The sequence below is a fragment of the Streptomyces sp. NPDC057474 genome (genome assembly GCF_042802555.1).
Lineage (GTDB): Bacteria > Actinomycetota > Actinomycetes > Streptomycetales > Streptomycetaceae > Streptomyces.
The window spans coordinates 1-9,863 of sequence record NZ_JBHVDX010000299.1; the positions used below are offsets into that span (position 1 = coordinate 1).

At 70.1% G+C, this 9,863-nt stretch carries 7 protein-coding genes; 2 read left to right on the forward strand and 5 right to left on the reverse strand.

Annotated elements, in window-relative coordinates; translation table 11 throughout:
- The first annotated feature begins 5 nt into the window (after positions 1-5).
- Positions 6-1,463, forward strand: a complete 1,458-nt coding sequence (locus tag ACFU53_RS43380) for an MDR family MFS transporter (protein WP_384005306.1) — start codon at positions 6-8, stop codon at positions 1,461-1,463.
- A gap of 75 nt (positions 1,464-1,538) precedes the next feature.
- On the opposite strand, the gene ACFU53_RS43385 is transcribed toward ACFU53_RS43380, so the two are convergent.
- The 5 genes from ACFU53_RS43385 to ACFU53_RS43405 form a co-directional block, all read right to left on the reverse strand.
- Positions 1,539-4,361 (reverse strand): NHLP bacteriocin export ABC transporter permease/ATPase subunit, encoded by a 2,823-nt coding sequence (locus ACFU53_RS43385; protein ID WP_384005302.1) that lies wholly within the window; start codon positions 4,359-4,361, stop codon positions 1,539-1,541.
- 1 nt (position 4,362) lies between these two features.
- The gene (locus tag ACFU53_RS43390) at positions 4,363-6,528 is read right to left on the reverse strand and encodes an NHLP family bacteriocin export ABC transporter peptidase/permease/ATPase subunit (protein ID WP_384005307.1); all 2,166 of its coding nucleotides are present in this window, start codon (positions 6,526-6,528) and stop codon (positions 4,363-4,365) included.
- 68 nt (positions 6,529-6,596) lie between these two features.
- Entirely contained in the window at positions 6,597-7,403 is an 807-nt protein-coding gene (locus ACFU53_RS43395; RefSeq protein WP_384005303.1) for an HlyD family efflux transporter periplasmic adaptor subunit, read from the reverse strand.
- A 104-nt stretch (positions 7,404-7,507) separates the two neighbouring features.
- The gene (locus ACFU53_RS43400) at positions 7,508-7,723 is read right to left on the reverse strand and encodes a hypothetical protein (protein WP_012998782.1); all 216 of its coding nucleotides are present in this window, start codon (positions 7,721-7,723) and stop codon (positions 7,508-7,510) included.
- Between the two features lie 501 nt (positions 7,724-8,224).
- The gene (locus ACFU53_RS43405; RefSeq protein WP_384005304.1) at positions 8,225-8,638 is read right to left on the reverse strand and encodes a PaaI family thioesterase; all 414 of its coding nucleotides are present in this window, start codon (positions 8,636-8,638) and stop codon (positions 8,225-8,227) included.
- A 293-nt stretch (positions 8,639-8,931) separates the two neighbouring features.
- Here ACFU53_RS43405 and ACFU53_RS43410 point away from each other — a divergent pair.
- Positions 8,932-9,863 (forward strand): S1 family peptidase (locus tag ACFU53_RS43410; RefSeq protein WP_384005305.1); only part of this gene is annotated, 932 nt, incomplete at its 3' end.

Consider the following 9,863-nt stretch of genomic DNA (forward strand, 5'->3'; position numbering starts at 1 on the left):
GCACGGTGCCTGAGATGCAGGCGGCGAGCACGGTGCCTGAGAGGCAGGCGGCGACCACCGTGCCCGAGAGGCAGGCGGCGAACGAGAGGCCGGAGACGCGGGCGGCGAGTGGGGTGCCTGTACAGCGGACGGCTGGCGAAGCGCCCCAACAGGGGGCGGCGGTGAGCGTTGCGCCCGAACAGGGGGCGGCGAGCCGGGCGCCCGACGAGCGGGCCTTGGGTGAGGTGCCTGGAAAGAGCGTGGCCAAGGCGTCGCGTCGCGGTACCTGGGCGAAACTCAATCCCCTTCTCCGGCTGCTGATCCTCACCCAGCTCGCCTTCAACATCGGCTTCTTCGCCGTGTTGCCGTTCCTCGCCGAGCATCTCGGCACGGCGATAGGCATGGCAGGCTGGATGGTCGGCTTCGTGCTCGGGCTGCGGACCTTCAGTCAGCAGGGGCTGTTCGTGGTGGGCGGTGCGCTGTCCGACCGGTACGGGGTACGGCCCGTGGTGCTGGCCGGGTGTGTGCTGCGGATCGCCGGGTTCGCGTGGCTCGGCTACGCGGACGCGGACTGGTCGGTCATCGCGTCGGTCCTGCTGATCGGCTTCGCCGCCGCGCTGTTCTCCCCGGCCGTCGAGTCGGAAGTCGCCCGGCAGGCGGTGGTCTGGGAGGAGTCGGGCGGCGGCCCCCGGACGAGCGTGCTCGCGCTGTTCACGGTGGCGGGGCAGGCCGGGGCGTTCGTCGGGCCGCTGATCGGTGCGTTGTTGCTGGCCGTGGACTACCGGGTGGTGTGCCTCGCGGGTGCCGGGGTGTTCGTCCTCGTTCTTGCCGGGCACCACTGGCTGCTGCCGCAGCACATTCCGGGGCGGGAGCGGGTCGAGGTGAAGGGGGGCCTCGGCGGGCTGCTGCGCAACCGGCGGTTCCTGGCCTTGTGCTGTGCGTACGGCGCGTACCTGCTGGCCTACAACCAGCTGTACCTTCTGCTTCCCGACGAGGTGGAGCGGGCCACGGGGTCGCAGTCGGCGTTGGCCTGGCTGTTCGGGTTGTCCTCGCTGCTCGTTGTCACCGCGCAACTGCCGGTCACGCGGTGGGTGGCGGAGCGGCTGGATCTGCGTCGGTCCATGGCGGTGGGGCTGTTGCTGATAGCCGCCGGGTTCGGGATGGTGGCTGTGGCGTTGCCCGCCGGGTGGACGGGCAATGTGGGGTTGTTGCCTGCCGCCGGGTTCGTGGTGTTGTTGACGGTGGGACAGATGTTGGTGGCTCCGGCTGCGCGGGCGTGGGTGCCGGATCTTGCGGTTGAGGGGCGGCTCGGGCTTTACACCGGGGCGATGTCGTCTGTTTCGGGGTTGATCGTGTTGGTGGGGAGTGCGGGGGCCGGGGCCTTGATGGATGCGGGGGTTCCGGGGGTTGTGCCGTGGGTGGTGCTTGCGGTGGTTCCGGTGGCCTCGGTGCTGCTTCTGCCGCGTCAATCTGTTCGGTCGTAGGTGGCTCGCGGATCTTGTTCGCCCCCGCCGCCCCTGCCCGCCCCATCCCCAGGGGCGGCGGGGGCGACGAACGACTCAGGCCATCTGTCGGCGTACCAGCTCGTGCAGGCGGCCGGTCGGGTTCGCCAGTAGCTGGGCCGGCGCCCCCACCTCAGCCACCTTGCCGTCCTCCATCACCACCACCCGGTCCGCGTCCATGACCGTGGACAGCCGGTGGGCGATCACGATGCGCGTGGCGTTCAACGCCCTCGTGCTCTCGATGACCGTCCGCTGCGTCTCGTTGTCGAGCGCGCTCGTGGCCTCGTCGAAGAAGAGGATGCGGGGGCGGCGGATCAACGCCTGGGCGATCATCAGGCGTTGGCGTTGGCCGCCGGAGATCGCGCCGTTGCCCTGGACGATGGTGTGCAGGCCCATCGGCATGCGCTGGATGTCCTCGGCGAGGCCCGCCATCTCGGCCGCCGCCATCGCCTCCTCGGGCGTGAACGGCTCGGTGCCGCAGATGACGTCCAGGATGGAGCCGGTGAACGGCTGGGCGTGCTGGAGGACGACACCGCACTGGCGGCGCACAGCGGACTGGTCGAGGGCGCCGAGGTCCTGGCCGTCGTACAGGACGCTCCCGGAGACCGGCTTGTCGAAGCCGATGAGCAGGCGCAGCAGAGTTGATTTTCCGCAGCCGCTGGGGCCCACGATCGCCACGAACTCGCCCGGCTCGACGTCGAACGACACGTCGTCCAGCACCAACGGGCCGTCGTCCGCGTACCGGAAGGACAGTCGGCGGGCCTCGATCCCGCCGGACAGCACACCCGGGCGCGTACTCGCCGTACGCACCTCGGGCGTCGCCTCCAGCACCGGCTTGATCTCCTCCAACAACGGCAGCACGGCCACCGCCGACACGAACGCCCCCGTCAGCTGGGTGACCGACGTCAGCAGCATCGTCACCGAGGTGTTGAAGGTCAGGAATTCCGCCGCCGACATCGAACCCCGGGCCGGGCCCGCCAGCAGCATGAACATCAGCAGGGTGCAGAGCGGGAGATACACCGCGCCCAGCACCGTGTTGAGGTTCTTGATGCCGCCGACCTTCTGCTGGAGCTCCCGGCTGCGCGCGAACTCGCCCGCCCAGGCCGCGTACGCGTAGTTCTCGGCGGCCGCCACCCGTAGTTTCGGCAGGCCGCGCAGGGTCTGGAAGGCCTGGTTGTTCAGTTTGTTGCCCAGCACCACCAGGCGGCGCTGCCAGCGGACCTGCCACAGGCCGAGTCCGAGGAACACGGCGGCCACGACCACGAGCATGCCGATCGCGGCCAGGGCCATCGGGACGCTGTACCAGAGCAGCAGACCGAGGTTCACGGCACCGACGGTCACCGACTGGGCGACCACCGGGCCGACTCCGGCCAGGGTGCGGCGGATCGCGCTGATGCCCATGGCCGCGCTGGCCAGTTCACCCGTGGAGCGCGACGCGAAGAACTTCGTGGGGAGTCTCAACAGACGGTCCCAGACCGCCGGTTGGAGGGTCGCCTCGATACGGCCCTCCATGCGGAGGATCGTCATGTTCTGCAACAGCAGGAACGCGGCCGACACCACACTCGCGAGCATGATCGCCAGGCAGACCTGCACGATCAGGTTCTCCTGTGCCTTCGGCACGTACTCGCCGAGGATCTTGCCCGTCGCGATGGGGACGAGAGAGCCGAGCGCGACCGTCACCAGACCGCTGAGCAGCAGGCCCGTCATGTCACTGCCGGTGCCGTGGAGGCTGAACCGCATCAGATGCAGCGGGCTCAGCACCCGTTCGGGCAACGGCCGGTAGAACATCACCGCACGCGGCTCGAACTCCGCCGCGTTCGCCTTCTCGATCGGCGTCTCCCGGCCGGACGACGGCTGTACGGCCACATAACCGCCGCGCCGCCACAGCAGCGCCACCGGCGCGCCGGACAGAACCCGGTGCCCGACCAGCGGGCCCACGTTCTCCCGCCACCAGCTCCCGGCGAGGCGTACGGCGCGGACGCGGACCCGGGAGGCGAGCGCGATGCGCTCCACCGGGTCGAGCCGGTCGCTCTCGGTGCCGCTCTGCGCGGGCTCGGAGAGAGCGATCCCCGCCGTCCGGGCGACGAGCTTGCTGGCCGCGTACGTGGCGTCCGCGTCGGCGGCCGTCGTACGCCGGGATGCGGAGGACTTGCCGATGGACGCGAGCAGTGTGCGGTCGGCCTGGGCGCGCACGGCCTCACCGGCCTTGATACCGGCGGCCGTACGGTCCTCGTGGGTGCGCTCCAGCTGCTCGATCCAGCGGTCCAGCGTGGCCAGCAGCCGGTACTGCTGGTCGACCATGCTCTGCCAGACCCCCGGGTCCATCAGCAGGTCGGCCGCCGCCTCCGCGCCGTACAGCGAGCCGTACTGGACGCTGCCGGGCGGTACCTGCATCCAGAACACGTCGTCGTCGGTGGGCGCGGCGGCCTGCTCGGTGGCCATCGGCGCCTGGAAGAGGATCGACAGGCCACGGCCGACGCCCAGGGCGAGGGCGTATTCGAGGGGGCTCGTCTGCGGGGGCACCAGCTGGGGGTTGCCCCATTCGTCGTACGACCAGGTCTCGGTGTTGACCTGCTGGTACAGCTCGCGCAGGCCGATGCGCCGGACCACGCAGTCGCGGAGCGGGCGGGCGACCAGCGTGTGCTGGGGCCCGGCGACCGGGCCGAGCAGCAACGAGCCCGCTTCGAGGCGGCCCAGGTGGTGCCAGTGGCCCTGCCGGCCGGCGTCGACCGCGAACAGGTCCAGGGCGCCGGAGGCCACCAGCCACAGGGTCTGCGGGCCTTCGAGGTCGAGGCGGGTGTGGCCGGCGCAGTCGAGGGGTGTGCCCATGGCGCCGAGCGCACCGAGGACGAGGTCGCCCTCCTCAGGTAGGGAGGTCATCTCATCGCTCCCTGACCAGCTGGGCGTACGCGCCGCCGCGTGCCACCAGCTCCTCGTGCCGGCCGCGCTCCACGATCGTGCCGTGCTGCAGGACGACGATCTCGTCGCTGTCGCGGACCGTGCTGAGCCGGTGGGCGATCACCACGCAGGCGCAGCCGCGCTTGCGCAGGTTGTCCATGACGGTCAGCTCGGTCTCCGCGTCGAGCGCGCTGGTCACCTCGTCGAGGACCAGGATGCTGGGCCTGCGCACCAACGCCCGGGCGATCTCCAGGCGTTGCCGCTGACCGCCGGAGAAGTTGCGGCCGTCCTGCTCGACCCGGCTGTTGATACCGCCCGGCCGGCGGGTCACCACGTCGTACAGGGCCGCGTCCCGCAGCGCCTCAACCACGGCCTCGTCCGGGATCGACGGGTCCCACAGAGCCACGTTGTCGCGGACCGTGCCCTCGAAGAGGAAGACCTCCTGGTCGACGAAGGAGACCGAGGCGGCCAAAGCTCCCCTGGGGATGTCCTCCAGACGCCGGCCGTCGATGCGGATCACACCCTCCCAGGGAGAGTAGAGACCCGAGATCAGCCTGGATACCGTCGACTTGCCGCTGCCGGAGCCGCCGACCAGTGCCACCTGCCGGCCCGGGCCGACGGTGAGGTCGAAGCCGGTGAGCAGGGGTTTGTCGAGGGGGCTGTAGCCGAAGGTGATGTTCTCCAGCTCCACATGGCCGTGCAGGCGGCGGGTGGACTCGACGGCGTCCGGGCGGGCGTACAGCGGGTCCGCCTTGAAGTTCTCCACGTCCTTGAGGCGGGCCACGTCGGCCGCGAAGTCCTGGATGCGGCCAGCCACACCGTTGAGGCGGGTGATCGGCGCGGTGAAACGGGTGACCAACGACTGGAAGGCGACCAGCAGGCCGACGGACAGGTGGCCCTCGACCGCGCGCATGCCGCCGATCCAGAGGATGAGCGCGCTGTTGAGCGTGGCGAGCGTCGGGGCGACGACTCCCAGCCAGGCGCTCGGCACCCCGAGCCGCTGCTGTTCCTCCAGCGTGGTGGCGTGCTGCCCGGCCCACTTGCGGAAGTAGCCCTCCTCGCCGCCGGTCGCCTTCATCGTCTCGATCAGCTGGAGACCGGTGTACGCCGTGTTGGTCAACCGGGCGTTGTCGGCGCGCAGCTTCGCCGTACGGGTCGCGCGCAGCCGGATCACCACCCGCATCGCCACCACGTTCAGCAGCGCCACCGCGATGCCGACGAAGGTGAGCTGCGGGTCGTACGTATAGAGGAGTACGGCGTAGAGGACGACCACGACCGCGTCCACGCCGACGGCCGCGAGGTCGCGGGCCAGGGTCTCGGCGACCGCGTCGTTGGACTGGAGGCGCTGGACGAGGTCGGCGGGGCTGCGCTGCGAGAAGAAGGTGACGGGCAGGCGGAGGAGGTGGCGCAGGAAGCGGGCGCTGGACAGGGTGGAGGAGATCAGCCGGCCGCGCAGCAGGTTGGCCTGTTGCAGCCAGGTCAGCAGGACCGTCAGCAGCACGCACGCGCCCATCGACGCGAACAGCACGCCCAGCAGGGAGGTCTGGCCGCCGATCAGGAACATGTCGATGTAGGTGCGGCTGAGCGCGGGCACCGCCGCGCCGACCGCCACCAGGAGGAGGCTGGCGAGGACGGCGGCGGGCAGGGTGCCGGAGGTGCCGCGCATCCGGGCGGGCATGGCGCCCAGGACGCCGGGCTTGCGGCCGCCTCTCTCGAAGGCGTCGCCGGGCTCCATGACGAGGACGACACCCGTGAAGCTGGAGTCGAAGTCCTCCATCGGCACGAACCGGCGGCCCTTGCCGGGGTCGTTGATGTGGACGCCGCGCCGGCCGAAGCGGCGCCCCATGCCGTCGTAGACGACGTAGTGGTTGAACTCCCAGAAGAGGACGGCCGGTGCCTTCACCTCGGCGAGGGCGGCCACGTCCATCTGCATGCCCTTGGCGGTCAGGCCGTAACTGCGGGCCGCCTTAAGGACGTTGCTGGCGCGGGAGCCGTCCCGGGAGACACCGCAGGCGATGCGCAGCTCCTCCAGCGGGATGTGGCGTCCGTAGTGGCCGAGGACCATGGCGAGGGAGGCGGCCCCGCACTCCACGGCCTCCATCTGCAGGACGGTCGGCGTGCGGACGGTCTTCTGCCGGCCCTTGGGCACCGGGCGCTTCTGCGGGGCCGCCTTGCGTCTGCCGCGCGTCGGAGGCTGGGCGGTGTCCTGGGATGCGGTCACGGGAGCAGCCAATCGATCGGACGCTCGTCGGCCATACGGATCGAACCCGTGGCCATGGTCATGGAGGTCAGCTCGAACGGCGGCCCGTCCTGCGAGGACCACTTGTAGCCCGACTCGGTCGACGCCTTACGGTCCAGCCGTACCGTGACGGCCACCGGCCGGCCCTTCTTGGTGAACTGTTCGCCCAGCTGGCTGTCACCGAGGAACGCGCCGATCGACTGCGGGGTCTGCGCGGTGCGGTCCACCTTCTTCACATGGCCGCGCAGCACGCCGTACTGCTGGGTGGGCGCCGACTGCACGGTCAGGTCCACGGCGGCGTCCTCGGGGATCGAGGCCGCGTTCTCGGCGGGGACGTACACCGTCGCGTAGAGCGGGTCGTCGGTGTCGGCGACCTTCTCGATGGCCGCGACATCGGCGCCGGTCTGGATGATCTGGCCGATCGTGGCGGCGAGTGCGGAGACCCGGCCGGCCGCGACGGACCGTACGACGCTCTCGCCCTCGGTGGTGGCGACCTTGAGGACGGGGGCCTTGGCGGGCAGTCGCTCGCCCTGTTTCGCGAGCACGGCGGTGACCTGGCCGGCCACCGGGCTCTGCAGTACGTAACTGCCCTGGCCGTGGGTGAGGACGGCGGGCGCGCTGACCGTGGACGCGACAGAACCCGTGACGGCCCACACGGACGCGGCGGCCATGGCGACCACCGTCACGGACAGCACCAGCCAGCCCTGGGGGCGGGCGAAACGCACCGGGAGGTCGAGTTCCTCGGGTGACTGGAGCTTGGCGAGGGCCTGTTGGCGGAACTGCACGGGACTTCCCTCACCTGTGCGACTCGGGACAGCGGACTTCCAGGCACCCGAGAGTCCCGGAACCATGTCAGGCGGTTCCGGGACTCAGCGGCGCAAGGGCTCGATCAGAGACCGGCGACCAGGCCCGTGACCGGGGCGGTGTTCAGACCGGTGACACCCTCGACGGTGCCGACGGCCGTGTTGACCAGGCCGGAGACCGGGGCGACGCCGTCCACCAGGCCGGTGACGGTGCCGACGGCGTTGACCGACAGGCCACCGGAGACGGCGTCGAGGGCGGCGTCCGAGATCTCGGCGGTCTCAACCTGGGGGGTGGAGTTCATGATGGAACTTCCCTTCGTATAGCTATTCATAAGGGGGGAGCGGCCCCCTTCTGGGGACAGAACGACGGCCGCACACGTGGGTGCCCACTTCTCGTTTCCGAGAGCTTGGCGGCCCCCGCGGTGCGATGGATCAAAGCAGATCGCCGCCGCGCACATCCAATCAACATGGCCCCTCACCAGCGCACTTGGTGACCATGACGGTTCATCCGTGCAGGCCTGCGCACGCCTTGGGGGCCACTTCTTCACACGGATCGCGGCATCGTCATACGCGGTTCATTGCCAGCCGGAAAACGAAAGGGACAGTCCCGCCTCAAAGGCGCGGTGCACGAGTCACCCCTGTGCAGAACTCCCACCGACCGTGACCCCGCTGAGCATTCGGTGTGGAGATTCCCGGAAGCCGGTTTCCCGGCCGACAGCGAGAACGGACCGCTTGTGCCCGGTGACTGCATGTGTCGGCCCCGCCGTCGAGTTGTCCTTGTTCGCTCTGGAAATATCCGTTTATCACCCCAGGAGCGCGTAAACCGTGCTTGCCCGGGCCGCCAGGTCCCCCGAGCCGGCCATCGTCATCGAGATGTCGGCGAAGGCCATCCGGCGGCCGAGTTTGGTGAGCACCGCCTCGACGAGCACGTCCTCGCCCACGACGGCCCGCTGAAAGCTCGTCGACTGTTGGACCGTGGTCATCGGTACGAAGGAGCCGCGCGCCGCCGACACCGCGATCACCGTCGCCGTGTCGGCCGCCGCCATCAGTGCCTGACCCGACAGGGCGCCGCCCTCGCGTGCGAGCCGGTCGGACCACGGCAGCCGCAGGATCGCGCGGTCCTCGTCCAACTCGACGGCCGAGAGGCTCAGGTCGAGCACCCAGGGGGCGAAGTTGGCGGCGAGGATCTTGTCGGCTTCGGCGGGTGTGAGAGTCATGCGGGCATCGTTCCCGCGGGCCCGCGCGGACGAACGCGGGCGGCGGCAGACGGTGGCTCGGGCGGGAAGTCGTGAAATGGCGTCCGAACTGGGGGCGTAGCGCGCTTTGCGAAATGGAAGATCGAAATCTTTTTGCGGAGCGTTGAACACCCCACTGGAACCATCCGTACCAACTGGCAACCAGGCGCCCCCAGTTCACCCGCCGGACGGCGGCACGGACCCCGTCCCCAGGAGGTCAAGAGTTGAGTCACAAACGAGCCACCAAGCGTAAGGCCTTTATAGCGGCAGGCGGCGTGGCGGCACTCGGAGCGGCGGCCCTCATCCTGCCGAACGCCATGGCGTCGCAGACGGAGTCGAACACCCCCGCGGCGAAGACACTCGCCGCGGGTGACGCCTCGGATCTCGCCTCCCAGCTCCAGGAGTTGCTCGGTGACGCGTTCGCAGGCGCGTACTACGACTCGGGCGAGCAGCAGCTCATCATCAACGTCATCGACGGCCTCGAGATCGACGGCGACGACAACAACGTGATCATCCAGGCCCAGTCGGCCGGTGCGGAGGTCCGTGAGGTCGAGAACAGCTGGTCCGAGCTCCAGGAGGGCGCGGCGACGCTGAAGGAGGAGGCCAGCGTCCCGGGTACCGCCTGGGCGATCGACCCCCGCACGAACAAGCTCCAGGTCACCGCCGACTCCACGGTCACGGGCGAGAACTGGGACACCATCGAGTCGACCGTCAAGTCGCTCGGCTCGGGCATGGCGACCATCAAGAAGTCCGCCGGCACGTTCAAGACCTTCCTCGAGGGCGGCGACGCCATCTTCGGCGGCGGCGCGCGCTGCTCGGCCGGCTTCAACGTCGTCAACGCCGAAGGCGCCCCGGCCTTCCTGACCGCCGGTCACTGCGGTGTCGCCGAGGCCGAGTGGTCCGAGGAGGAGGGTGGCGCGCCGATCGGCACGGTCGACGCGGCGACCGCCACGTTCCCCGGCGCCGGTGACTTCGCCCTGGTCAACTACAACGACCCGGCGACCCAGGCGGCCAGCACGGTCGACCTCGGCAACGGCCAGACGGTGAACATCAACGCGGCCGGCGAGGCCGCGGTCGGCCTCCAGGTCTTCCGCATGGGCAGCACCACCGGCCTTGCCGACGGCCAGGTCACCGGCCTCGAGGCCACGGTGAACTACCCCGAGGGCACGGTCACCGGTCTCATCCAGACCGACGTCTGCGCCGAGCC

What these genes read in the sequence shown, in the direction of transcription:
- ACFU53_RS43385 (WP_384005302.1), bottom strand. Translation starts at nt 4,361, where the DNA reads ATGACCTCCCTACCTGAGGAGGGCGACCTCGTCCTCGGTGCGCTCGGC.
- ACFU53_RS43400 (WP_012998782.1), bottom strand. Translation starts at nt 7,723, where the DNA reads ATGAACTCCACCCCCCAGGTTGAGACCGCCGAGATCTCGGACGCCGCC.
- ACFU53_RS43405 (WP_384005304.1), bottom strand. Translation starts at nt 8,638, where the DNA reads ATGACTCTCACACCCGCCGAAGCCGACAAGATCCTCGCCGCCAACTTC.